16 protein-coding genes and 2 pseudogenes are annotated in these 25352 nt (G+C 72.0%); 9 read left to right on the forward strand and 9 right to left on the reverse strand.

The annotated features are described in order from the left end of the window. Positions 1-153: 153 nt before the first annotated feature. The 5 genes and pseudogenes from AC3ET3_RS18085 (at position 154) to AC3ET3_RS18105 (ending at position 8162) form a co-directional block, all read left to right on the forward strand. The gene (locus tag AC3ET3_RS18085; RefSeq protein WP_432157158.1) at positions 154-3078 is read left to right on the forward strand and encodes a sensor histidine kinase; all 2925 of its coding nucleotides are present in this window, start codon (positions 154-156) and stop codon (positions 3076-3078) included. Beyond that, on the forward strand, positions 3075-3509 hold the full coding sequence (locus tag AC3ET3_RS18090) for a roadblock/LC7 domain-containing protein (RefSeq protein WP_432137601.1): 435 nt from the start codon (positions 3075-3077) through the stop codon (positions 3507-3509). The genes AC3ET3_RS18085 and AC3ET3_RS18090 overlap by 4 nt, the downstream gene beginning before the upstream one ends. A gap of 9 nt (positions 3510-3518) precedes the next feature. Beyond that, a complete protein-coding gene (locus AC3ET3_RS18095) occupies positions 3519-3914 on the forward strand; it encodes a DUF742 domain-containing protein (RefSeq protein WP_432137602.1) in 396 nt (131 codons plus the stop codon). A gap of 24 nt (positions 3915-3938) precedes the next feature. Continuing rightward, positions 3939-7576: pseudogene (locus AC3ET3_RS18100) on the forward strand (hydantoinase B/oxoprolinase family protein). Next, positions 7557-8162, forward strand: a complete 606-nt coding sequence (locus tag AC3ET3_RS18105) for a GTP-binding protein (protein ID WP_435612465.1) — start codon at positions 7557-7559, stop codon at positions 8160-8162. The pseudogene AC3ET3_RS18100 and the gene AC3ET3_RS18105 overlap by 20 nt, the downstream one beginning before the upstream one ends. A 118-nt stretch (positions 8163-8280) precedes the next feature. Here AC3ET3_RS18105 and glpK read toward each other — a convergent pair whose 3' ends face one another. The 5 genes and pseudogenes from glpK to AC3ET3_RS18130 form a co-directional block, all read right to left on the reverse strand. Then, positions 8281-9801, reverse strand: a complete 1521-nt coding sequence (gene glpK, locus AC3ET3_RS18110) for a glycerol kinase GlpK (protein ID WP_435612466.1) — start codon at positions 9799-9801, stop codon at positions 8281-8283. Positions 9802-9818: 17 nt separating this feature from the next. Then, positions 9819-9932: pseudogene (locus tag AC3ET3_RS18115) on the reverse strand (aquaporin family protein); the annotation flags it as partial. A gap of 437 nt (positions 9933-10369) precedes the next feature. Next, positions 10370-12037: a GGDEF domain-containing protein gene (locus AC3ET3_RS18120; protein ID WP_432137605.1), complete on the reverse strand. Its 1668-nt coding sequence runs from the start codon at positions 12035-12037 to the stop codon at positions 10370-10372. A gap of 170 nt (positions 12038-12207) precedes the next feature. Next, positions 12208-13398 (reverse strand): lipid-transfer protein, encoded by a 1191-nt coding sequence (locus AC3ET3_RS18125; protein ID WP_432157156.1) that lies wholly within the window; start codon positions 13396-13398, stop codon positions 12208-12210. Continuing rightward, on the reverse strand, positions 13395-13820 hold the full coding sequence (locus AC3ET3_RS18130; protein WP_432137618.1) for a Zn-ribbon domain-containing OB-fold protein: 426 nt from the start codon (positions 13818-13820) through the stop codon (positions 13395-13397). Before AC3ET3_RS18130 ends, AC3ET3_RS18125 begins: the two co-directional genes overlap by 4 nt. Positions 13821-13986: 166 nt before the next feature. Here AC3ET3_RS18130 and AC3ET3_RS18135 point away from each other — a divergent pair, with 166 nt between their 5' ends. Beyond that, positions 13987-14523, forward strand: a complete 537-nt coding sequence (locus AC3ET3_RS18135) for an NUDIX domain-containing protein (RefSeq protein ID WP_432137607.1) — start codon at positions 13987-13989, stop codon at positions 14521-14523. Here the strand turns inward: AC3ET3_RS18135 and AC3ET3_RS18140 are convergent. After that, entirely contained in the window at positions 14514-16889 is a 2376-nt protein-coding gene (locus AC3ET3_RS18140; RefSeq protein ID WP_435612467.1) for a glycoside hydrolase family 31 protein, read from the reverse strand. The two genes, AC3ET3_RS18135 and AC3ET3_RS18140, sit on opposite strands and share 10 nt — an antisense overlap. Positions 16890-17101: 212 nt before the next feature. Between AC3ET3_RS18140 and AC3ET3_RS18145 the strand changes: the two genes are divergently transcribed. Continuing rightward, positions 17102-19069 (forward strand): acetoacetate--CoA ligase, encoded by a 1968-nt coding sequence (locus AC3ET3_RS18145; RefSeq protein WP_435612468.1) that lies wholly within the window; start codon positions 17102-17104, stop codon positions 19067-19069. A gap of 6 nt (positions 19070-19075) precedes the next feature. Here the strand turns inward: AC3ET3_RS18145 and AC3ET3_RS18150 are convergent, their stop codons facing one another. Further along, the gene (locus AC3ET3_RS18150; protein WP_435612469.1) at positions 19076-20395 is read right to left on the reverse strand and encodes an aminotransferase class I/II-fold pyridoxal phosphate-dependent enzyme; all 1320 of its coding nucleotides are present in this window, start codon (positions 20393-20395) and stop codon (positions 19076-19078) included. 118 nt (positions 20396-20513) lie between these two features. On the opposite strand from AC3ET3_RS18150, the gene AC3ET3_RS18155 reads away from it, so the two are divergent. Both AC3ET3_RS18155 and AC3ET3_RS18160 read left to right on the forward strand, forming a co-directional pair. Further along, a complete protein-coding gene (locus tag AC3ET3_RS18155; protein WP_435612470.1) occupies positions 20514-21722 on the forward strand; it encodes an MFS transporter in 1209 nt (402 codons plus the stop codon). A 36-nt stretch (positions 21723-21758) separates the two neighbouring features. Further along, positions 21759-22652: a hypothetical protein gene (locus AC3ET3_RS18160; RefSeq protein WP_432137612.1), complete on the forward strand. Its 894-nt coding sequence runs from the start codon at positions 21759-21761 to the stop codon at positions 22650-22652. Between the two features lie 123 nt (positions 22653-22775). On the opposite strand, the gene ptsP is transcribed toward AC3ET3_RS18160, so the two are convergent. Both ptsP and AC3ET3_RS18170 read right to left on the reverse strand, forming a co-directional pair. After that, a complete protein-coding gene (gene ptsP / locus AC3ET3_RS18165) occupies positions 22776-24446 on the reverse strand; it encodes a phosphoenolpyruvate--protein phosphotransferase (RefSeq protein WP_432157153.1) in 1671 nt (556 codons plus the stop codon). A gap of 95 nt (positions 24447-24541) precedes the next feature. After that, entirely contained in the window at positions 24542-24991 is a 450-nt protein-coding gene (locus AC3ET3_RS18170) for a PTS sugar transporter subunit IIA (RefSeq protein WP_435612471.1), read from the reverse strand. Between the last annotated feature and the right edge of the window lie 361 nt (positions 24992-25352).

The following is a 25352-nucleotide window of genomic DNA, read 5'->3' on the forward strand; positions in this document are numbered from 1 at the left end:
ATGCCCCGACACCTCCCCATCTCCCGACGCGACCGCGGAAGTTCGCCTTCCGGACGACTCTTCGAGTTCCCCGTGCGGCGGTAGTAGGCTCGCGGCGTTTGTTGACGCACATGCGTGCCCCCCTTGCGACGGGGGTTCGAGCTGGGGGAGTCCATGCGCTTTCGCGGGAAGTCGATCCGCCGGAAGATCGTGGCGCTGCTGCTCGTGCCGCTGGTGTCCCTGGCCGCCGTCTGGGGCTTCGCCACGGTGCTCACCGGACGCGAGGTGAGCAGGCTGTTCACCGTCTCCTCCTTGACGGAGAAGGTCGGTTACCCCGTCGAGGACACCCTCCGCGTCATCCAGCAGGAGCGACGCCAGACCCTGGTCTACCTCGCCGACCCCCGGGCCGCCGACGCGCTCGCCGCCCTGCGCCGCACCCGCGCCGCCACCGACAGCACCGTCGCCGAACTGCGCGCCGAGGCCGCCGACCCCGACCTGGGTGACATCCTGGACGAGGACGACAACGACGGCCTCACCGCCCTGCTGGACGCCCTCGACGGAGTCGACTCGCTGCGTGACAGCGTCGAACAGGGAACCGTCACCCGCGCCCAGGCCTTCGACCTCTTCAACCGGCTGGTCGACCCCGGCTACGAACTGCTCGCCCGGCTCGACGCCGTCGACAGCGCGGAACTGGACAAGCAGTACCGGGCACTGGTCGGCGCCGCCCGCGCACGCGAACTGCTCTCCCGCGAGGACGCCCTGCTCGGCTCCGCCCTCGTCGTCGGCAAGCTCACTCTCACCGAGATCCGCACGGTCTCCACCCTCCAGGCCCAGCGGGAGGCGGTGTACGACATCAGCCTCACCCAACTGCCCGACGCGGAGCGCGAACGCTACGAACGCTTCTGGGCCAACGCCACCACGGCCACGCTGCGCGGAGCCGAGAAGGCAGTCCTCGCCACCGAGCCGGGCGGCATGCCCCGCGGTGTCACGGCCCGAAGCTGGGACACCGCCGCCGGCAAGGCCCTCGACGAACTCGGCACCCTCGACGAACAGGCCCAGGACCGCTACCAGGACCGCGTCCGTCCCAACGCCGTCGAGGTCATCCTGAAGGCCGCCGTCGTCGGCATCCTCGGCCTGATCGCCCTGCTGTTCTCCCTCCTGGTCTCCGTGCGGATCGGCCGCGGCCTCATCCGGGACCTGCGCCAACTGCGCCTGGAGGCCCACGAGGCGGCCCGCGTACGGCTGCCCGGCGTGATGCGCCGCCTGTCCGCGGGCGAACAGGTCGACGTCGAGACCGAGGCGCCCCACCTGGAGTACGACAAGAACGAGATCGGCGAGGTCGGCCAGGCCCTCAACACCCTGCAACGCGCCGCCGTCGAGGCCGCCGTGAAACAGGCCGAACTGCGCGCCGGCGTCTCCGAGGTCTTCGTCAACCTCGCCCGGCGCAGCCAGGTCCTCCTCCACAAGCAGCTCACGCTCCTGGACACCATGGAGCGCCGCACGCAGGACACCGAGGAACTGGCCGACCTCTTCCGCCTCGACCACCTCACCACCCGGATGCGCCGCCACGCCGAGGGCCTGGTGATCCTCTCCGGCGCCGCACCCTCCCGCCAGTGGCGCAAGCCCGTCCAGCTCATGGACATCGTCCGGGCGGCCGTCGCCGAGGTCGAGGACTACGAGCGCATCGAGGTCCGCCGACTGCCCCGCGTCGCTGTCACCGGCCCGGCCGTCGCCGACGTCACCCACCTGGTCGCCGAACTCCTGGAGAACGCCACGGTGTTCTCCCCGCCGCACACCGCCGTGCAGGTCCTGGGCGAGCGGGTGGCCAACGGGTTCACGCTGGAGATCCACGACCGGGGCCTGGGCATGGCGCCCGAGGCACTCCTCGACGCCAACCTCCGGCTCGCCGAGACCCCGGAGTTCGAGCTGTCCGACACCGACCGCCTCGGCCTGTTCGTGGTCAGCCGGCTCGCCCAACGCCAGAACGTCCGGGTCTCCCTGCAGCCCTCGCCCTACGGCGGTACGACGGCCGTGGTGTTCATCCCGGACACCCTGCTCTCGGACGACGTCCCCGACACCAACGGCATCGGCTTCCGCCTCGACCGCCCCCGCGCACCCAAGGAACAGGATCCCGCGCAGGGCCGTGGTTCCGCTCTCTCCCCGGCGCCCGTACGTCTACCCGGGCTCCCCGCCTCCGTGCTGGACGGCCCGGTCGAGCTGGAGGCCCCGGTCGACCTCGACACCCCCGTCCGCCTCGACGCCCTCGGCGGTCTGCCCGAAGACTTGGAGGACGACGGCGAGCACGGCGCCCTGTTCCGCCCGCGGCCCAGCGCCCTGCGCGTCCCGGACGCCCGCCCGGACTCCGCGGGCGACCGTCACCGCAGGCGCTCCGACGATCGGGGCGCGGCGGCACCCACCGACGGCGAGCACGCGGCGCCCGTGTCCCTGCCCCGCCGGCACACCCCGAAGCTCGTCAGCTCCCACGGACGCCCTGTCGGGGACCGCGCCAGACGCTCCCGGCCCGACGAGGACGGCTCGTCCGGCGGCCCGGACGACATCACCCCGGCGCCCCTGCCGACACGCCACCGGGGCAGCACCCCCCAGATACCCCGGGCGAGCGCTACACCCGGGCACCCCACCGAGCGCCCCCGACTCCACGCCGGGCCCGGAGCCGCCTCCGACCAGCCGGGCGAACCTCCGGAACTCCCCCGGCGCGCCCGGCAGCACACCACCGCGTCCGACCAGCGCGGTGAGCTCACCCCCGGGACCGGTCCCGACACCCGACGCGACGCCGGGGCCGGGGCCGGGCCGAGCGGAGCGGACGGCGCCGGCCCCCGCACCCCGGCGCCCGAAACCGGCTCCGCACCTGGAGCGCTGCCCCGGCGCGTGCGCCAGGCGAGCCTCGCGCCGCAGCTGAAACAGGGCACCACGCCGCGCGACGGGGACCGACCCGACCTCGCCGACCGCGACGCCGACGAAGTCCGCAGCCGGATGGCCTCCCTGCAACGGGGCTGGCAGCGCGGCCGCGCAGAGAACGCCGCGGGCGACGACGCCCCCAGCGGCACAGCACCACGAGGAACGAAGGGGGACGGTCGATGACCGCACCGAAGGCGACCGGACATGCCATGACCGAGGGACGCGAGCTGGACTGGCTCCTCGACGAGCTCGTCGACCGGGTCGCGAGCATCCGCAAAGCCGTCGTCCTCTCCGGCGACGGCCTGCCCACGGGAGTGTCCAAGGACCTCACCAGAGAGGACAGCGAACACCTGGCGGCCGTCGCCTCCGGCTTCCACAGCCTCGCCAAGGGCGTGGGACGCCACTTCGAGGCGGGCAGCGTCCGCCAGACCGTCGTCGAACTCGACGATGCCTTCCTGTTCGTGACCGCCGCCGGTGACGGCTCCTGCCTCGCCGTCCTCTCCGACGCCGACTCCGACGTCGGCCAGGTCGCCTACGAGATGACCCTGCTGGTCAAGCGGGTCGGCGTACACCTGGGCACCGCCGCGCGCACCGACCTGCCCGCCGGCGGGTAGTGGGATGGCATGAGGACAGACGGTCAGGGAACAAGCCACTGGTTCGACGGTGACGCCGGGCCCGTCGTGCGCCCGTACGCCATGACGCGCGGCCGGACCAGTCACGCCGCCCAGCACCGCCTCGATCTGATCGCGGTCGTCGTGGCCGAGCCCCACGCGCAGGACCCCGCCACGGACCCCTCGCTGTCCCCGGAGCACCTGGACATCGTCGGTCTGTGCCGGGACACCCCGCAGTCGGTCGCCGAACTCGCCGCCGACCTCGACCTCCCCATCGGAGTGGTACGGGTCCTCGTCGGAGATCTCGTGGACGCCGAATTCGTCCATGTGAACCGGCCCGTACCACCCGCCGAACTGCCGGACGAGAGTATTCTGCGCGACGTGATCAACGGCCTCCGAGCGCTGTGAACAGTGCGGAAGCGGGGTGAGGACGTGCCAGGCTGGCAGTTCTGGGTCGACCGGGGCGGCACCTTCACCGACATCGTCGCGCGCCGCCCCGACGGCCGCCTGCTGACCCACAAGCTGCTGTCGGAGAACCCCGCCCGGTACTCCGACGCGGCCGTCGCCGGCGTGCGCGCACTGCTGGACGGCTCGACGGACCCCGTCGAAGCCGTCCGCATGGGCACCACCGTCGCGACCAACGCGCTGCTCGAACGCAAGGGCGAACGCACCCTCCTGGTCATCACCCGAGGCTTCCGCGACGCGCCGCGCATCGCCTACCAGAACCGCCCGAGCATCTTCGCCCGCCGCATCGAACTGCCCGAACTGCTCCACGAGCGGGTCGTCGAGGTCGACGAACGGATCGCCGCCGACGGCACCGTCCTGCGCGCCCCCGACCTCGACGCCCTCGCCGGCCCGCTTCAGGAGGCGTACGACGCCGGTATCCGCGCCGTCGCCGTGGTCTGCCTGCACAGCCATCTGCACCCCGGCCACGAACAGGCCGTGGGCGCCCTGGCCGAACGCATCGGCTTCCCGCAGATCTCGCTGTCCAGCGAGGTCAGTCCGCTGATGAAGCTCGTTCCGCGCGGGGACACGGCCGTCGTCGACGCCTACCTGTCGCCCGTCCTGCGCCGCTACGTCCGGCACGTCGCCGACGAGCTGCGCGACGTCAGGCTGATGTTCATGCAGTCCAACGGCGGACTCGCCGAGGCCGGGCAGTTCCGTGGCAAGGACGCCGTACTGTCGGGGCCCGCGGGCGGCATCGTCGGCATGGCCCGCATGTCCCAGATGGCCGGCCACGACCGCGTCATCGGCTTCGACATGGGCGGCACGTCCACCGACGTCTCGCACTTCGCCGGCGCCTACGAACGCGTCTTCACCACCCAGCTCGCCGGGGTTCGGCTGCGCGCTCCCATGCTGGACATCCACACCGTCGCCGCCGGCGGCGGCTCCGTCCTCCACTTCGACGGCTCCCGCTACCGCGTAGGGCCGGACTCGGCGGGAGCTGACCCCGGCCCCACCTGCTACCGCGGCGGCGGCCCGCTCGCCGTCACCGACGCCAACGTGATGCTCGGCCGCATCCAGCCCGCCCACTTCCCGGCCGTCTTCGGACCCGGGGGAGACCAGCCGCTCGACGCCGCCCTCGTCCGCGAACGCTTCGCCTCCCTCGCGCGCGAGATCCGCGAGCACACCGGTGACGACCGCACCCCCGAGCAGGTCGCCGAGGGCTACCTGCGGATCGCCGTCGCCAACATCGCCAACGCCGTCAAGCGGATCTCGGTGCAGAAGGGGCACGACGTCACCCGCTACGCGCTCACCACCTTCGGGGGCGCGGGCGGACAGCACGCCTGCATGGTCGCCGACTCCCTCGGCATCCGCACCGTTCTCGTGCCTCCCATGGCGGGCGTCCTGTCCGCCCTCGGTATCGGTCTCGCCGACACCACCGCCATGCGCGAACAGTCCGCCGAGACGCCCCTGACAGCCACTGCCATGCCCGGTCTCCTCAAGACCGCCGCGGACCTGGAGGCAGCCGCCCGCGCCGAGCTCCACGCCGAGGACGTCCCCGACGACCGCGTCCGCGTCATCCGCCGCGCCCAACTGCGCTACGACGGCACCGACACCACCCTCACCGTCGAGCTGACCGAGCCCGACGCCATGCGCCGCGCCTTCGAGGAACGTCACCGCGCCACGTACTCCTTCACCCTCGACCGTCCGGTCGTCGTCGAGGCCCTCTCCGTGGAAGCCACCGGCATCACCGCACCCCCCGATCTGTCTGCCCTCGCCCCGTACGGGGGCCGCCCCGCCGCCCCCGCCTCCGTCCGCCTCCACACCGGCGGCACCTGGCGTGAGGTACCCCTCCACCGCCGCGAGGCCCTCCCTCCCGGCGAGACCGTCACCGGCCCCGCGATGATCGCGGAAGCCGGCGCCACCACCGTCGTCGACGACGGCTGGCGGGCCGTGGCGACCGACGAGGGGCATCTGGTCATGGAACGCGTGACGGTTACGCAGAGTTCCGAACTCGACACGAAAGCCGATCCGGTTCTACTGGAGGTCTTCAACAACCTCTTCATGTCCATCGCCGAACAGATGGGCGCCCGACTGGAGTCCACGGCCCAGTCGGTCAACATCAAGGAACGCCTAGACTTCTCCTGCGCCCTGTTCGACCCGGACGGAAACCTGGTGGCCAACGCCCCGCACATCCCCGTCCACCTGGGCTCCATGGGCACCAGCGTCAAGGAGGTCATCCGCCGCCGCGCCCACAGCATGCGGCCCGGAGACACCTACGCCGTCAATGATCCGTACCACGGCGGCACCCATCTGCCGGACGTCACCGTGATCACCCCGGTCTTCGACTCCCCGCACCCGTCCGCCACGCACAGTGAGCGGAAGATTCTCTTCTATGTCGCCTCCCGCGGCCACCACGCCGAGATCGGCGGCATCGCCCCCGGCTCCATGCCGGCGAACAGCCGCACCATCGAGGAGGAAGGCGTCCTCTTCGACAACTGGCTGCTCACCGAGGGCGGGCGCCTACGCGAGAGGGAGACCCTCCGGCTGCTCACCGAGGCCCGCCACCCCTCCCGCAACCCGGACACCAACCTCGCCGACCTGCGCGCCCAGATCGCCGCCAACCAGAAGGGCGTCGACGAGGTCGGCCGCATGATCGAGCACTTCGGACTCGATGTGGTCCAGGCCTACATGCGGCACGTCCAGGACAATGCCGAGGAGGCCGTGCGCCGCGTCATCGACGCCCTGGACGACGGCGAGTACGCCTACGAGACCGACGCCGGCGCCGTCATCCGGGTACGCGTGCGCGTGAACCGCGCCGAACGGTCCGCCACGGTCGACTTCACCGGCACCTCGCCGCAGGTGGCCGGCAACTTCAACGCCCCCTTCTCGGTGGTCAACGCCGCCGTCCTCTACGTCTTCCGCACCCTCGTCGCCGACGACATCCCGCTCAACGACGGCTGCCTGCGCCCCCTGAACATCGTCGTACCGCCCGGCTCCCTGCTCGCACCGGTGCCGCCGGCCGCCGTGGTCGCCGGAAACGTCGAGACCTCCCAGGCACTCACCGGAGCCCTCTACGCCGCACTCGGGGTCCAGGCCGAGGGCTCCGGAACCATGAACAACGTCACCTTCGGCAACACCAGCCACCAGTACTACGAGACCGTCGCCTCCGGGTCCGGCGCGGGCGACGGCTTCCCCGGCGCGAGCGTCGTCCAGACCCACATGACCAACTCCCGCCTCACCGACCCCGAGGTGCTGGAGTGGCGGCTGCCCGTCCGGCTGGAGGAGTTCTCCGTCCGGCGCGGCAGCGGCGGAGCCGGACGGTGGCGCGGCGGGGACGGCGCGGTGCGCCGCATCCGGTTCCTGGAACCCATGACCGTCTCCACCCTCTCCCAGCACCGCAGAGTGCCCCCGTACGGCATGGCGGGCGGCGAGCCCGGCGCGCTGGGAGCCAACCGCGTGGAACGCGCGGACGGCACGGTCGTCGACCTCGCAGGCTGCGGTTCAGCCGACGTCCGGGCCGGCGACGTACTCGTCATCGAGACCCCCGGCGGCGGAGGATACGGTCCTCCGCCCACCGACCCCACCGAGCAGGAGAAGTGATCGATGATCTTCGGGCGCTCTGAGCGCGGCAAGCCCCCGGTCGAGCCCGTCACGCTCAAGATCCTGGTGGCCGGCGGCTTCGGCGTCGGCAAGACCACCCTCGTCGGTGCCGTCAGCGAGATCCGGCCGCTGCGCACCGAGGAGTACCTCACCGAGGCGGGGCGCCCGGTCGACGACACCTCGGGTGTGGAGGGCAAGCACACCACCACCGTCGCCATGGACTTCGGCCGTATCACTCTGCGCGAGGACCTGGTGCTCTACCTCTTCGGTACCCCCGGCCAGGAGCGGTTCTGGTTCATGTGGGACGAGTTGTCCGAAGGCGCGCTCGGCGCCGTGGTCCTCGCCGACACACGCCGCCTGGAGGACTGCTTCGCCGCCGTCGACTACTTCGAGCGGCGTTCCATCCCCTTCGTCGTCGGCGTCAACTGCTTCGAGGGAGCGGCCCGGTATCCGGCGGAGGACATCCGGCAGGCCCTCGACCTCGACGCGGACATCCCCGTGGTGCTGTGCGACGCCCGCGATCGACAGTCCGTCAAGGACGTCCTGGTCGGTGTGGTGCAGCATGCCATGGACTACGGCACCGCACACCGGCCCGCCGTCACCACCTGAGACACCCCCCACCGCGTGGCCGACACGGCCCGTACCCCCGCCGACCGGGGTACGGGCCGTGGCTCTCGGGCCGTCCGCCACGCGCGCGTGGCGGACGAGTAGACGCGCACACGCGTGATCAGCCCTCGCCGTCCTGCACCCAGCCGAGGCTCTTCTCCACCGCCCTGCGCCAGTTGCGGTACTCGCGCTCCCGCACCGAGTCCGTCATGGACGGTGTCCACTCGGCGTCCCGCCGCCAGTGCGCCTTCAGCTCGTCCAGGCCGTTCCACACCCCGGTGGCCAGCCCCGCCGCGTAGGCGGCGCCCAGGCAGGTCGTCTCCGAGACGCGTGGCCGGATCACCGGCACTCCGAGCACGTCCGCCTGATGCTGCATCAGCAGAGCGTTCTTCGTCATCCCGCCGTCCACCTTCAACGCCGTGATCCGCACCCCGGAGTCCTGGAACATGGCGTCCACGACTTCACGGGTCTGCCAACTGGTGGCCTCCAGCACCGCGCGGGCGAGATGGGCCTTCGTTACGTAGCGAGTGAGCCCGGTGACGACACCGCGGGCGTCGGAACGCCAGTAGGGCGCGAACAGGCCCGAGAAAGCCGGCACGACATAGGCGCCGCCGTTGTCGTCGACACTCGCCGCCAGGGTCTCGATCTCGTCAGCCGTACGGATGATGCCGAGCTGGTCGCGGAACCACTGCACCAGCGCGCCCGTTATCGCGATCGATCCCTCCAGGCAGTACACCGGGGTCTCGGCCCCGATCTTGTAGCCCATCGTCGTCAGCAGCCCGTTCTTCGACGGCACCGGCCGGCCGCCGGTGTTGAGCAGCAGGAAACTGCCCGTGCCGTAGGTGTTCTTGGCCGTGCCCACGTCGTAACAGGCCTGTCCGAAGACGGCCGCCTGCTGGTCGCCCAGCGCGGATGCCACCGGAACCCCCGGGAGCGGCCCCACCGCAGCCCCGTACACCTCGGCGGAGGACCGGATCTCCGGCAGCATCGCCTCGGGCAGGTTCATGGCGGAGAGGATCGAGGGGTCCCACTGGAGCGTCTCCAGGTTCATCAGCATGGTCCGCCCGGCGTTGGTCACGTCGGTGACGTGCCGTCCGCCGTCGGTGCCACCGGTGAGGTTCCAGATGAGCCAGGAGTCGATGGTGCCGAAGGCGATCTCGCCCCGCTCGGCCCGGGCACGCAGGCCGGGAACGTGGTCGAGCAGCCAGGCCGCCTTGGGACCGGAGAAGTAGCTGGCCAGCGGCAGCCCCGTCCGCTCGCGGAAGCGGTCCTGCCCGGCGCTGCCGCCCAGTTCGCGGCACAGCGCGGCCGTCCGGGTGTCCTGCCAGACGATCGCGTTGTGCACGGGCTTGCCGGTGGCCCGGTCCCACAGGACCGTCGTCTCGCGCTGGTTGGTGATGCCGAGAGCGCTGATCTGGTCGGCGCGCAGGCCGGCCTTGGCGGTCGCCCCGGCGAGCACCGCCCGCACCTTCGCCCAGATCTCGGTGGCGTCGTGCTCCACCCAGCCTGGCCTGGGAAAGATCTGGCGGTGCTCGCGCTGGTCGACGGCGACGACGGCGCCGTCGTGGTCGAAGACGATGCAGCGGCTCGACGTGGTGCCCTGGTCGATGGCCGCGACGTACCGCGCGGCGGTGTCCGTCATGGAAACCCCTTGGGCTCGGTTGCGGAGGCTGCTCGGTGTCTGAGGGTGAGCGCGGCGCAGACGCCCGCGCCGGACAGGATCACGATCGCGGTGCCGATGATCTCCCCGACGAAGATGTCCCCGTTGCTCATGGCGGCTCCTGGGCCGGGCGCTGGGCACTTCGACCCCGGCGCTGCGTGCAGGGTGCGGCTTGCCGTGGCCGCCGCGGCCGGGACGGTAGGTCCCGCGCCCCGCCCGGCCTCCGTGACGAGCGTGCGTCGCGGCCGAATCGCCCGGCGTGGAGGGGCCGTGGATAGGGAAGCCCTCGGCGCGCCTGGATCCGCCGAGAATGTACGGCGATGTCGGCTGACACCGGGAAGTGTTCACCGGCGCCCGGAGAGCGTCAAGGAGGCGGACGGCAACGGTTGGGCGCGAGGCCTGCACGTCCAACGCCTCGACGGGAGACAGTGATTCGAGGCATTCCGCCCGCACGCGCGGGGTGCCGTGACACATCTGCCGGTGCGTACGCGGTCCACGGCACTCGGGCCCGGGCTCCGCGGCGGTCGACGCGCAGGCCTTCAGTCGGTCGTCACCTCGCGCCCGGCTCCGCCCCCACCCTCGGTGCCCCGGCGTCCGGCTCCTGTGCGGAGCCGCGGCGGATCTCGTAGCCGGGCAGGCCCGCGCGGCCCACCACCCAGCTCGGCCCGCGCAGCGACTTGGCCTCCTTCTTGAGCGGCGCCAGCCACGCGGCGGCCTGCTCGTGGCCGGTGACACCGCCCGGCGGGCACACCACCGTGGCCAGCGACAAGGTCACCGGACGCCCGCCCGCCGACCAAGGCGCGTCCAGCACCGCGGCCGCCACCGTGTCCAGGCGTTCCGGATCCGTCAGGACCAGGAAGTCGTCGCCGCCGATGTGCCCGACCCGGACACCGCCGTGCCGCTCCTTGACCGCCGCACCGTGCAGGGCCCGCCCCACCGCCCGGATCAACCCGTCTCCCGCCGCGAACCCGGCGCCGTCGTTGACCTGCTTGAAGTGGTCTACATCCAGCCAGCTGAGAGTGAACGCCCGGCCGTCGGCGATCCGCCGGTCCACGTCCGCGGTGATCGCGTCCGAGCCGGGCAGCCGGGTCAGCGGATTCAGCCCCACCGCCTCCTCGACCCGGGTCTCGGACAGCGCCCGGACGAGATCGGCGAACCGTACGACGCCCACACACCGACCGTGCCGGTCGACGACGGCCACGTCGTCCGAGGTGCGGTCCCGGTCGCCGACCGCGATCACGTCCAGCACCTCCCAGGCGGTGGCGTCGACGCCCACGGTGCGCGGGGGATCGCCCAGCCTGGCCGCGGGCCGGTCGGCGTAGAGCGCGTGCCCGTACCGACCGGACATGGTCAGCAGGAAGCGGGACCGGTGCAGCGAGCGCACCGGCGCCCCCACCCGGTCCACCAGCAGTACCCCGGACACCTCGGGCGAGCCGGTCAGCAGTGCCCGTACCTGACCCGCCGACGCGGTGACCGGCAGCAGCGCGGCAGGCCGGAGGAACTCCCGGACCGACGGCCCCTGACGCGGCGCCCGCGCGGCCGCCGCAGAGCGCGGCGGAAGGTATACGTCCGCCGCGGGCAACCGGGCCGGCGGCGCGAACAGCTCGCCCTGGGCCAGCTGGGCCCCCGCTGCCACCGCGACCGCGCACTGCCGCTCGGTCTCCACTCCCTCGACCGCCAGGAGCGCGCCCAACTCGTCGCACCACGTCCGCATCGCGCGGACCGCGGCCGGCCGGTCGAGCAGTGACGCGTCGAGCTTCACCAGATCCGGCGCCAGGTCCACGAGCAGCCTCAGCGGCACGTCCCCGTCGCCCACCCCGTCCGCGCTGATCCGGAATCCCTGCTCCCGCAGCACGCCCACCGCGTCCAGCAGCGCGGGCCGGGGCACATGGGTGTACGGCGGCGCGATGTCCAGCGACACCTCCCACGGCAGCCGCCCGGCCTCGCGCACGGCGTCGTGCAGCGAGGGCAGGCCGCCCAGGTCCGCGAGGGTGCCGGCGAACACGTTGATCTGCAGGGGCAGCAACGTCTCCTTGCGGGCCGCCGCACGCACGGCCGACACGGCCAGCCGCCCGTCCAGTTCGGGATCCCGGCGGGCCTGCGCAAGGATGTCGCCGGTCTCCGGGCGGGCGAGGAGTTCCAGCCCGGCCACCCCGCCGGTGGCCAGGTTGACCACCGGCTGGAAGGCGAAGCGGAGAGTATCCGTCCAGGAGTGCACGGGAGCATGATGGCGCCGCCGGGGTGTGCCCAGGCGCAGTTCATGAGACGTTCACGCAGGATTTTCGACTGATCACGGAGAGTGGGCGTGCCCGGGGTGGCGCCCCCGCGGCCCGACTTCCGCGTCTTCCTGGCTGGCTCGGTCGGGGACCTCGTCGACGCACCCGCGGCTCAGCGCGCGACGAGCACCGCCGACCCGTGCCCGAACAGACCCTGGTTGGCCGTGATTCCCACGCGCGCCCGCGGTATCTGGCGCTCACCGGCCTGCCCTCTCAACTGCCAGGTGACCTCGCAGACCTGCGCGATGGCCTGAGCGGGCACCGCTTCCCCGAACGACGCCAGCCCCCCGCTCGCGTTCACCGGGATCCGCCCGCCCACGGCCGTCGCGCCCTCCGCGAGCAGTTTGGCGCCCTGGCCCGCGCCGCACAGCCCCAGGTCCTCGTACCACTGCAGTTCCAGGGCGGTGGACAGGTCGTACACCTCCGCGAGGGACAGATCCGAGGGGTCGACGCCGGCCTCCTCGTAGGCCGCTCGGGCGATCGATGCCCGGAACGTCTCGCCGTCCGGTTCGACCGCCACCGCGGAGTCGGTCGCGATGTCGGGCAGATCCAGCACGGTGGCCGGATAGCGCGGCGTCACCGTGGACACCGCCCGGATCCGCACCGGACGCGCCTGTCCTTGCCGACGCGCGAACTCCATGCTGGACAGCACCAGCGCCGCACCGCCGTCCGAGGTGGCACAGATGTCCAGCAGGCGCAGCGGGTCGGCGACCACCGCGGAGGCGGCCACCTCCTCCTCGGTGACCCGCGCGCGGTAGCGCGCATACGGATTCAGCGCCCCCATGACGGAGTTCTTGACCTTGACCCTCGCGAAGTCCTGGACGGTGTCACCGTGCACGGCCATGCGCCGGCGCGCGTACAGCGCGAAATACGTCGGATTGGTGGCCCCGAGGATCCGGAACCGCAACCAGTCGGGATCGTCCGGCCGGTCCCCGCCCGCAGGGCGGAAGAACCCCTTGGGTGCCGCGTCGGCGCCCACCACCAGCACGACGTCCGCGCGACCGGCCAGGATCTGCGCCCGCGCCGCGTCGATGGCCTGGGCGCCCGACGCGCACGCCGCGTACACGCTCGTGACCCGGGCGCCCTGCCAGCCCAGCGCCTTGGCGAAGGTCGCCCCGGCCACATACCCGGGGTAGCCGCCGCGCACCGTGTCCGCGCCCACGATCGAACCGACCTCCCGCCACTCCACCCCCGCGTCGGCCAGAGCGGCGCGCGCCGCCGCCACTCCGTACGCGACGAACGGGCGCCCCCACTTGCCCCACGGGTGCATCCCCGCGCCGAGCACCGCAACCTCTGCCGTCATGTCCTCGCCCCCGTCGGCCGCCAGTGCCAGGTCGTCCAGGCCGTCTCCGGGTCCTCGTGCAGCACGCCCGGTACGGCCTCCACCTCCATGCCCACCGTCAGATCGGCGACGGTGACCCCGGGAGCCGCCTGCCCGAGCACCACCATCCGCTCGGCGGCCAGCTCCACCGCGATCAACGCGCACGGCTTCCACGGAAGTTCCGGATTCGTCACATAGGGTGACGGCGGCCGGTATCGGCTGTCGGTGAACGACCAGACACGTCCGCGTCGCGACAGGCGTGCCTCCGTCAATTCGCCGCCCGAACACCGGGGATTGCGGCAGTGGCCGTCCTCGCGGGGGAAGAAGACCGATCCGCACGCCGAGCACCGCGTCCCGAGCAACGCGAAGTCCTCGCCGTCCCCCGTGAACCATCCCTCGACCACCGGTTTCCGTGTGCGCGACAACGTGCCTCCCGGGGCAGATCCTGACGGTGCGTCAGGAGTCTGCCATGCGCCCCGCGAAATGGGCAGGGCCCGTGCGGGGGATCGGACCGACACGGTGGGACCGGCGCGGTGAGAGCCCCCGTCGCGATCGGATACAGTCCGCCGCGTGTCCGATACTCAGCACACCACTTCGAACTCCGCACGGAACTCGCATTGTTCGAGCTGCGGAGCGCCCTACGGGGAGGGCGTCGATGGATGGCCCCGCACCTGCCCCGCCTGCACCACGGTCGCCTACCGCAACCCGCTGCCGGTCGCGATCGCCCTCCAGCCCGTGTACGACACCCAGGGCACAGCCCTGGTCGTCATCACCCGCACCGTCGAACCCGCGCGCGGGGGCACCGCACTCCCCGGCGGCTACATCGACGACCGTGAGGACTGGCGCCAGGCCGTCGTGCGCGAACTCAAGGAGGAGACCGGCATCGACGCGGCGAGCCGTGACGTACGGCTCGCGGACGCGATGAGCTCGCCCGACGGGCATCTGCTGCTCTTCGGGCTGCTGCCCGAGCGGCCTGCCGACCGCCTGCCGGACTCGGCCGCCACCGACGAGACCGAGGGCTGGCACCTCCTGCGCAGGCCCGAGGAACTCGCCTTCCCCCTGCACTCCCACGCCGTGCGGGCGTTCTTCGACGGCCGCTACGTCTGATTCCGGAGGCAGCCCAGTCCTCGTACCCGAACCGGGCGGGACGGCTCCCGCACGCCGTCCTCGCCCTCCCGCTCGACGACGAGTTCCCGGCCCTCCCAGCGGGCGACGTACCGCTCGATCTCCGGCTCGGCCCAGCCGTCGCCCACGTCCTGCACGACCAGGCCGCCGCCTGTCCGTCCCCGGGCCGGTGCCCATACCTCCAGCGCCGGCCCGTCCTCCCCGCGGACCGGAAGGACGGCGCCCGCGCGCGCGAACACCGGAATCCGCGACAAGGGCGCGTCGATCAGCACCTGCCCCGGCCCCTCGTACGTCCGCTCCGTCGCCGTGTCGTACCACAGCCCCCGGGGCAACTGCACCACCCGCCGGTCCGCGCCCGGATCCAGCACCGGCGCCACCAGCAGGCAGTCACCGAGCAGGAAGGCGTCCGCACAGTCGCGGAGCACCCGGTCCTCGGGCGCGCCCCACCACACCGGCCGTACATAAGGCGTCCCGGTGCGCCGCGCCAGATGCGCCAGCGTCACGAAGTACGGCAGCAGCCGACGCCGCTCGACGAGCGCCGCGCGCGCGTGCTCCAGCACCTGGGCGCCGAACTCCCAGGGTTCCCTGCGGCCCGCCCGCAGACTGGCATGCGTACGGAACAGGGGCAGGTATGCGGCCATCTGGAACCAGCGCAGGTACAGCTCCGGCGACGGGGTCCCGTCGAACCCCCCGACGTCCGGCCCCGAGTACGGCACCCCGCACAACCCCAGACCCAGGACGAGCGCCAACGACGCCCGCAGCCCCGGCCAGCCGGTGGCCACGTCGCCGGACCAGGTCCCGCCGTAGCGCTGCATGCCCGCCCATCCGGAGCGGGAGAACAGGAACGGACGCTCCTCGGGGAGCAGCCCGCGCACGCCCTCGTAGCCCGCCCGCGCCATGCACAGGGCGTACACGTTGTGCGCCTCGAGGTGGTCGCCGCCCCGCTCCTCCAGCGCGTGCCGGGCCGAGCGCGGCAGCGTCGTCTCGCCGAACGCGGCGAACGACGTCGGCTCGTTCATGTCGTGCCAGAAACCGGCGAACCCCTGAGCCAGGCGCTCTTTGTAGAGTTCACCCCACCACGCGCGCACGCGCGGGTGCGTGAAGTCCGGGAACACCGACTCGCCGGGCCACACCACCCCCCTGAACGGCCGGCCCGACGCGTCCCGCACGAACGCGTCCTCGGCCGTCCCGCTGTCGTACACCTCGTTCCCCGGCGCGGCCTTCACGGCGGGATCCACGATGGACACCAGCCGGATCCCGGCCCGCCGCAACTCCTCGGCGAAGCCCGGCAGCGTCGGGAACCGGTTCTGGTCGACGGTGAACACCTGGTGCTCGTCGTAGTGATCGATGTCCAGGTGGACGGCGTCCAGCGGCAGGCCGTGCGCACGGTACCCGTCGACGATCCGCCGGACCTCGTTCTCGCTGCCGAAGCCCCATCGCGCGTGGTGGTGCCCCAGCGCCCAGGCAGGCGGCAGCGCGGGCGGTCCGGTCAGCGACGCCCAGGTGAGCAGTACGCGCGCGGGGGTCCCCACCACCACCCAGCAGCGCAGCGGACCGCCCTCCATCCGCAGCTCGCACGTCCCGGGCCGGTCGTGTCCGGAACCGGCCCCCTCCTCACCCTCCCGCAGCGTCACCCGGCCGTCCCAGCTGTTGTCGTGGAACACCAGGTGCGTGCCCGCGTCGGCCACCACCATCTGCACCGGCATCGTGATGTACAGCGGGTCGTCGCCGGGCCCGAACGCCGCCCCCTGGTCGGTGTTCCACAGACGGTAGACCCCGTCCCGCAGACGCGGCCCCGAGGCCCGCCCGCCGAGACCGAAGAACCGCGCGTCCGCTGCCACCTCGGAGCGCTGCATCCAGCGCGCCGGACCGCCGTCCTCCGGCTCCCACCAGCGCGGCGGCAGATCACGGCGCAGCGGGACCCCACCCGGGGTGAGCACTTCGACCGCGCCGTGCCGTGAGACGGTGACCGTCGCCCGCTCGGCCACCACCCGCCAGCCACCGTCCTTGTCCGGCTCCAGCACCGCTCGGGGGTCCGGCTCCGGGGCAGCGCCCGCCAGCGCGTACGACGGCTCGGGACCGGCCCCGTCCCAGCCCCAGAACACGGCACCGTTCACCGCGACGACGATCCGCAGCTCGGAGCGGCTGAACCGGACGACCCCACCGCCCGGCCCGGGCTCCACCTCGCGCATCGGCCCGGGCACCCGCGCCCGCACGGCACCGCGCGAGGCCGACGCGGCGGCGTCCGCGCGGCGGCGGCGCCACGCGGCACGTACGGTCCGCAACCCCTGTGCCGTTCCGACGGCACCCCATGTCTTCACCGAACGCACCAGGTCACGACCGTCCATGCTGATCACCCTGCCATTGCCCGTGCCCCCCGCGGGTGTCGTTCAACTGCCGTTCACCCGTGCCGGCACCACATCTTTGCGACATGGACTATGTGGAGCGCACCCTGGTGTAGAAGTCGATCACATGGCATCGTCCGTGTCAGCCGCGTCACGCGCACACCCCTGCACGTGCGCGGGTGACGCACACGACGCGCACAGTCCGGGAGCCGCCCATGTCGACCGAGAACCCCCAGCCGCTCTGGCAGCCCGATCCGCGGCGCATCGCGGGGGCACAGATCACCAGGTTCCAGGCCTGGGCCGCCCAGCGCCACGGCGCCCCCGCCGAGGGAGGCTACCCTGCCCTGCACCGCTGGTCCGTCGACGAGCTGGAGACGTTCTGGACGGCCGTCACGGAGTGGTTCGACGTCCGTTTCTCCACCCCCTACGCGCGCGTACTCGGCGACCGCGCCATGCCGGGCGCCGAGTGGTTCCCCGGGGCGACGCTGAACTACGCCGAGCACGCCCTGCGCGCCGCGGCGACCCGCGCGGACGAACCTGCCCTGCTTCATGTGGACGAGACCCATGAGCCGCGCCAGGTGACCTGGTCCGAACTGCGCCGACAGGTCGGTTCTCTCGCCGCCGAACTGCGTGCCCTGGGCGTCCGTCCGGGCGACCGGATCAGCGGCTACCTCCCGAACGTCCCGCAGGCCGTGGTCGCCCTGCTCGCCACGGCCGCCGTGGGCGGCGTCTGGACGTCCTGCGCCCCCGACTTCGGTGCCCGGAGCGTCCTGGACCGCTTCCAGCAGGTGGAGCCGGTCGTTCTGTTCACCGTCGACGGCTACCGCTACGGCGGCAAGGAACACGACCGGCGCGCCACCGTCGCCGAGCTGCGCCGCGAACTGCCGACCCTGCGCGCCGTGGTCCACATCCCGCTGCTGGGCACGGAGGCGCCCGAGGGTGCCCTGGAGTGGTCCGCCTTGACGAGCGCCGACACCGATCCGGTCTTCGAGCAGGTGCCCTTCGCACACCCCCTGTGGGTGCTGTACTCGTCGGGCACCACCGGTCTGCCGAAGGCCATCGTGCAGTCGCAGGGCGGCATCCTCGTCGAACACCTCAAGCAGATCGGCCTGCACTGCGACCTCGGCCCCGAGGACCGCTTCTTCTGGTACACCTCGACCGGCTGGATGATGTGGAACTTCCTCGTCTCCGGTCTGCTGACGGGCACCACGATCGTCCTCTACGACGGCAGCCCCGGCTACCCCGACACCGGCGCCCAGTGGCGCGTCGCCGAGCGCACCGGCGCCACCCTCTTCGGAACCTCGGCGGCGTACGTCATGGCCTGCCGCAAGGCCGGCGTCCACCCGGCGCGCGACTTCGACCTGAGCCGCGTGCGGTGCGTGGCCACCACCGGCTCGCCGCTGCCCCCCGACGGCTTCCGCTGGCTGCACGACGAGGTCCGCGACGACCTGTGGATCGCCTCCGTCAGCGGCGGCACGGACGTCTGCTCCTGCTTCGCCGGAGCCGTCCCCACCCTCCCCGTGTACACCGGCGAGCTCCAGGCCCCCGGCCTCGGCACGGACCTGCAGTCCTGGGACCCGAGCGGTCGGCCCGTCGTCGACGAGGTCGGCGAGCTCGTCGTCACCAACCCCATGCCGTCCATGCCGGTCCGCTTCTGGAACGACCCCGACGGAAGCCGCTACCACGACAGCTACTTCGACACGTACCCCGGCGTGTGGCGGCACGGCGACTGGATCACCGTCACCTCACGCGGCTCCGTGATCATCCACGGCCGCTCCGACTCCACCCTCAACCGCCAGGGCGTGCGGATGGGGTCCGCGGACATCTATGAGGTCGTCGAGCGCCTCCCCGAGATCAGGGAATCCCTGGTCATCGGCGTGGAACGGCCCGACGGCGGCTACTGGATGCCGCTGTTCGTCCACCTGGCGCCCGGCGCCGTCCTTGATGAGGACCTGCTGGACCGCGTCAAGCGGAGCATCCGTGAGCAACTCTCACCGCGTCACGTACCCGATGAGATCATCGAGGTGCCCGGTGTTCCCCACACCCTCACCGGCAAACGCATCGAGGTCCCGGTGAAACGCCTCCTCCAGGGAGCCCCGCTGGAGAAGGCGGTCAATCCCGGCTCCATCGACAACCTCGACCTGCTGCACTTCTACGAGGACCTCGCCCGCAAGCGCGCCTGAGCGGCGTCAGCCGCCGTAGGTGGCCTCGGACTCGCCGAGCACGGCGGCGAAGTCCGAGGCCAGCCGTGCCGCGTCGGCCGGCTCCAGCTCAGCCACGGAGATCCGCACGCCTGGCCCCGCCGCCAGGCGGAACCTCGCCCCGGCGGCGACCCACCAGCCGTACGACCGCAACCCGTTCACCACCGCGGACTCGTCACGCACGGGCACCCACACGTTGAGGCCGCTCGCCCCGTGTGCCGCGATCCCTCGCCCGGCCAGCTCCCGGAGCAGCGCGGCTCTGCGCACGCCGTACGTCTCACGCGCGCGTGCCACCAACCCTTGCGTGCCGACGTCCGTCAGCAGCCCGTGGACGGTCTCCTGCAGCAGATGGCTGACCCAGCCCGACGTCAGCAGCAGCCGGCCGTCGTGCCGGGCCAGCGTCGTCGGGTCGCAGGCCGCGGCCGCCCACCTCAGGTCGGTCCCCAGGAACTTGCTCACCGTGCGCACGTGCACCCAGCGGGTGAGGCCGCTCGCGGTCAGTGTTCGCAGCGGCGCGTCCGCCACGGCCGATGCGTGATCGTTCTCGACGACCAGCACCTCTGGCCCGTCCGCGAGGACGTCCACCAGCGCGTCCCGGCGCTCCACGGAGAAACACCCGCCGTAGGGATTCTGCGCCCGCGGGCTGCACAGCACGGCGCGCACCCCGCCGTGCAGCGCCTCTAGCAGCGCGTCGGGCCGTACGCCCTCGTCGTCCACGGCCACCGGCACGGCACGCAGACCGAGCGCCGCGACCAGGTCCAGCAGATGGTGGTATCCCGGATCCTCCATCGCCACGGAGTCACCCGGCCGTAGCTCCACGGAGAGCAGTCGCCCCACCAGATCGAGCGCTCCGTGTGCGAACGTCACCTGTTCCGTGGGTACGCCGTCCGTGCCCAGCCACGCGCGTACCTCGTCCTCCAGCCGGGCCAGCCGCGGCGCCGACCGGTGCGAGCGGGCACCGGGGGAGAGCCGCCCGGGAGGGACCAACGCGGGCAGGAGTGCCGGATCCGGATGGCCGCCGGCCAGATCGCGGAGCCCTGCCGGAACCTTCGGCGGCCGACGTGAACCGACGGCCGGCGCCGCCGCCACCACGGTGCCTCCGCGTCCGCGTGTCACCACGATGCCTCGTCGCCGCAGTTCCTTGTAGGCGGTCGCGACCGTACCCGGACTCACGCCCAGCTGGTCCGCCAGTCGCCGCACCGGGGGCAGTGCCGCGCCCGGTGCCAATGCTCCTTCGGCCACGCCGCGTTCGACGGACTCGGCAATCGCCTTGGCCGTCCCCCCAGTGATCCCATATTGTATTGCCACGCTCCACACTATGTATCAATACAAACTGTCGGTCAAGTCGGAGGGGGAATCAGTGCCACCGATCCGGAGGACGATCGCATGGTCGAAGCGCATACCCGGCGGGCGCAGCGGACGCAGAATGCTCACGGTCGCGTGCGTCGACCGCGTCGGCAGCGGCCTGTGGGCCACCGTCTCCGTCCTCTACCTCAGCTACGTCTCCCACCTTTCCCTGGGCGAGATCGGCACCCTCGTCGCAGCGGCGGGCGGTGTCGGCATCGCGGGCGCACCCCTCGGCGGCCGGCTCGCCGACCGCTTCCCCTTGATCCCCACCCTGATCACGGTGCAACTGCTCCGCGCCCTTGCCTCCTTCGCCCTGCTGACCACCGACCGCTTCGCCCTGCTGCTCGCCTTCTCCGCCGTCGGTAGCCTCGGCGACCGAGCCGCCAACGTCCTCACCAAACTCTTCGCCGGCCGCGCCGCCGGCCCCGAGCGCGTCCGCTACCAAGCCCTCCAGCGCACCGTCGCCAACGCAGGCTGGGCCCTCGGCGGCCTGGTGGCTGCCGGCGCCCTGGCCCTGGGCAGTACCACCGCGTACCGGTGGCTCCTCACCGGCGACGCCCTGTCCTTCGTCGCCTGCGCCCTCCTCACCCTCCGCTGCACCGAACCCCGGTCCACCACCCGGCGCATCACCGGCTCGGCAGACACCGCGCCCACACCCCGCACCGCCAACCCCTGGCGCGACCGCACCTACCTCGCCTACGTCGCCGCGGAGACCGCGCTCAGCCTCCACGACGCCGTCTTCAAGGTCGGTCTGCCCCTGTGGATCGCCCACGTCGAAACCGCCCCCCACGGTCTCGCCCCGCTTCTCCTGGTCCTCAACAACGCCCTCGTCATCGCCCTGCAGATACCGCTCTCACGATTCGGCGCCACCACAGCCGCCGCTCGCACCCTCCTCCTCCCGCTCGCGGCCGCCTTCGCCCTCGGAGGGACGACCATGGCCCTGTCGGCCACCGGCGGAACCCTCACGGCCACGGCACTGCTCACCGCCGCGGCCGTGTTCTTCACCGCGGCCGAGATGCTCCACGCCACCGCCTCGTGGGAACTCTCGCTCGCGCTCGCCCCCGACTCCGCGCAGGGCGCCTACCTCGGCGTGCACGGGCTCGCCCAATCCGCCCAGCGCAGCGTCGGACCACTCGTCGTGACCACGGCCATTGCCGTCGGTCCCCTCGGATGGACCGCTTTCGGCAGCGCCATCGCCCTGACCTGCGTCTTGCAGCACCGAGTAGTCCGAGAGCGCCTCGCGGCGGAGCGATTGTCAGTGCCGCCGGTTACTTTGAGTGAGCATTGATCGACTGCGCTCACCGAGCGCCGAGGGGGAGGAATCATGGCGTACACCGACGACCAGACCATGCGACGCGTCCTGCGCCGAGAGATCGCAGGCACCATCGGCCTGCTCACGGACGAACACGACTTCCGCGCCATGCGGCGCTACCGCAGTTTCACCTTCGACGACCACACCACGTACCTGAACCAGGTCGAGGCCCTTCTCAAGACCCGCGCCCTCCAGGGCAACCACACCACCGTGGCCCTCTTCGACCCGGTCGAGTACGCCGAGTACTGCGCGGAACACGGCCTCGACCCCGATGTCCCCGCGAACCGCTCCCGCTTCACCGCCGAACTCGCCGCCACCGGCCCGACGGTCCCCTACGAGGGACAGCCGCTGGCCGACCTCGTCCCGACCCTGGTCGACGAAGCCGTCCGCCAGGCCACCTGGGAGTATGCCGCAACACTCCTGGCCCGCCTCGGCGCCTGCTCATCCTGCGGCGAGGACATCGGCCGTGCGGCCTTCGCCCACGCCTCGCAGCTCTTGCTGCGCATCCTCGACACCGCCGCACCGGGCAACCGCCACCTCGTCTGCAGCGTCAAGGGAGCCCCCGAAACCCTCGTAGCCGTCCTTCACGCCGACCGGACACCCGAGGGAACCACCCGGCTCGACGAGGCGGAGGCCCTCGAATTCACCACCGTCCTGGCCGTCGGCCTGGCCACCCACAGCCCAGGCGGACTCGTCATGCGGACCACCACACCCGAAGGCCCCGACCGGGTCTACGGCTGGCGGGTCCGGAACGGCTCCCTCGAACCCCTCACCGCCGGCGAGGTCTTCGACGCCTACTGCACCGACGTCGAGTCCGGAGACCTCGTCGCACCCGAATCCGACGTGGACTACTGCGCACCCCCGGACCTGGGAGAGGAGGATGCCGCACTCGGCCACCACCACTGACCGGACACCAAGGAGAGCAAGCACAGCAAGGGCAGCGAAGGCCGGGAAAGGGGAGAGACGAGGAAGGGGCGTCCCGTCGTCCGGGACGCCCCTCACCCCCGCCGAGCACCGTCGGCGAACCGGCTACTCGCCGGACAGCACCGCCTGCGCGGCGCTGCGTGCCTCGTCGGCACTGTCCGCCGCCCGCGCGGCCGCCGCGGCACGCTCACACTGCGCGAGCGTGTACTTGGCCAGCGTCGCCCGCACATACGGAATCGACGCCGCCCCCATCGACAGGGAGGTGACACCCAGACCCGCCAGCACACATGCCAGCAGCGGGTCGGACGCCGCCTCACCGCAGACGCCACAGCTCTTGCCCTCGGCCTTGGCCGCCTCAGCCGAGAGCGCGACCAGGTCGAGCAGCGCGGGCTGCCACGGATCCTGCAGCCGGGACACCGCACCCACCTGGCGGTCGGCGGCGAAGGTGTACTGCGCGAGGTCGTTCGTGCCCAGGGACAGGAACTCCACCTCCTGCAGGATGGAACGAGCCCGCAGCGCGGCGGACGGGATCTCCACCATCGCCCCGAACTTCGCCCGCAGCCCGGCCGCCCGACAGGCGTCGGCGAACGCCCTGGCGTCCGCTCGGTCCGCCACCATCGGGGCCATGACCTCCAGGTAGACCGGTAGGCCCTCAGCGGCCTTCGCCAGCGCGGTCAGCTGCGTCCGCAGCACATCCGGGTGATCCAGCAGCGTACGCAGACCCCGCACACCCAGTGCCGGGTTCGGCTCGTCGGCCGGCGTCAGGAAGTCCAGCGGCTTGTCCGCGCCCGCGTCCAGCACCCGCACGACGACCCGGCCCTCCGGGAACGCCTCGAGAACCTGACGATAGGCCTCGACCTGCTTCTCCTCGGACGGCGCGTTCTTGCTGTCGTCCAGGAACAGGAACTCGGTGCGGAAGAGACCCACGCCCTCCGCGCCCGCCTCGACGGCGGCCGGTACATCCGCGGGACCGCCCACGTTCGCCAGCAGCGGCACCTTGTGGCCGTCGGCCGTGACACCCGGCCCCGTGGAGGCGGCCAGCGCCGCCTTCCGCTCGGCCGCCGCGGCCTCCAGCTGCGCCTTCTTCTCCTCGCTGGGGTTCACGAAGATCTCCCCCGTGCTTCCGTCCACGGCGATCATCGTGCCCTCGGTGAGTTCACCGGCCCCCGGCAGCGCAACGACGGCGGGCACCCCGAGCGCACGCGCCAGGATGGCGCTGTGGCTGGTCGGACCGCCCTCCTCGGTGACGAACCCGAGCACCAGCGTCGGATCCAGCAGCGCGGTGTCGGCCGGCGCGAGGTCCCGAGCCACCAGGACGTACGGCTCGTCGCTGTCCGGGACGCCCGGCATGGGGACCCCGAGAAGCCGGGCGACGATACGGTTTCGCACGTCGTCGAGGTCGGCCACCCGGCCGGCCAGGTACTCACCGGCACTCGCCAGCAGCTCGCGGTAGGCGGCAAACGCGTCGTACACGGCTCGCTCAGCGGTACTGCCCACAGCGATCCGACGGTCGACGTCCGCCATCAGCTCCGGGTCCTGCGCCATCATGGCCTGGGCTTCGAGCACTGCCTGTGCCTCACCGCCCGCCAGATTGCCGCGCGCCATCAGGTCGGCGGCCACAGCGTCCACGGCCTGACGAGCGCGCCCCTGTTCGCGCTCCGCCTCGTCCGCCGGTATCTGCTTGGCCGGCGGCTCGAGCACCGCCGTTCCCATGTGCCGAATCTCGCCGATCGCCACACCGTGGCTCACACCGACGCCTCGCAGCGTTGTCTCCATCTCACCCGTCTCCGATAGTGCGGCGGGCCCCGCCGCCGCGGTGGTTGTGCTACTTGCCGTCCTCGACGGCGTCGGCATCGCTGCCGGGAAGAACGTCACTGCCAGGAAAAGAGCTCGTCGCCGGCCTTCACATCGCCGGTGTCGCGGAGGCCGCTGAGGGAGTCGGCCGTGGCTTCGAGGGCCACGACGGGACAGACCGGGGACTTGCCGGCGGCCTCGACGGCGGCCGGGTCCCAGCGCACCACGGCCTGGCCGCGGGTGACCGTGTCCCCCTTCTTCACGAGGACCTCGAAGCCCTCGCCGTTGAGCTGCACGGTGTCGATTCCGAGGTGGGTGAGCACGCCGTGCCCCTCGCTGTCGACGACGACGAAGGCGTGCGGGTGGAGGGAGACGATGACTCCGTCCACGGGGGCGACCGCCTCGGAAGGCTCACGCACCGGGTCGATGGCGGTACCCGGGCCGACCATGGCCCCGGAGAAGACGGGATCCGGCACAGCGGCAAGTCCGATGGCGCGTCCGGCCTGCGGGGACGTCACGGTGGTCATGGGAAGCCTCCCAGGGGTGGAGTTGTACATGGGCCGTCACTACTAGTCCCGGACGGCGCGCACTGTGCAGCAGCGTATGTCATATGAAGTACCGGTTCCGCATGTGCGGCCCGACCGTGGTCTAGACCACTAGTCTAGTCGATTTGCACGGGCTCCGCGGCCACGTGTACAGTCGTACTCCTGCTTGGGGTTGAGAGACGCGGCAACGCGTCCCGATCAAGCGGCACCCAACTCGTCAGATCCTTTCTCGGATCGCTTCCTGCATGTCCGCAGGCAAGTGGTCAGAGAGTCGGAAAAACGCTGATAGAGTTGGAAACACCGAAGGGAAGCGCCCGGAGGAAAGCCCGAAAGGGTGAGTACG

Source organism: Streptomyces sp. bgisy159 (assembly GCF_057707805.1).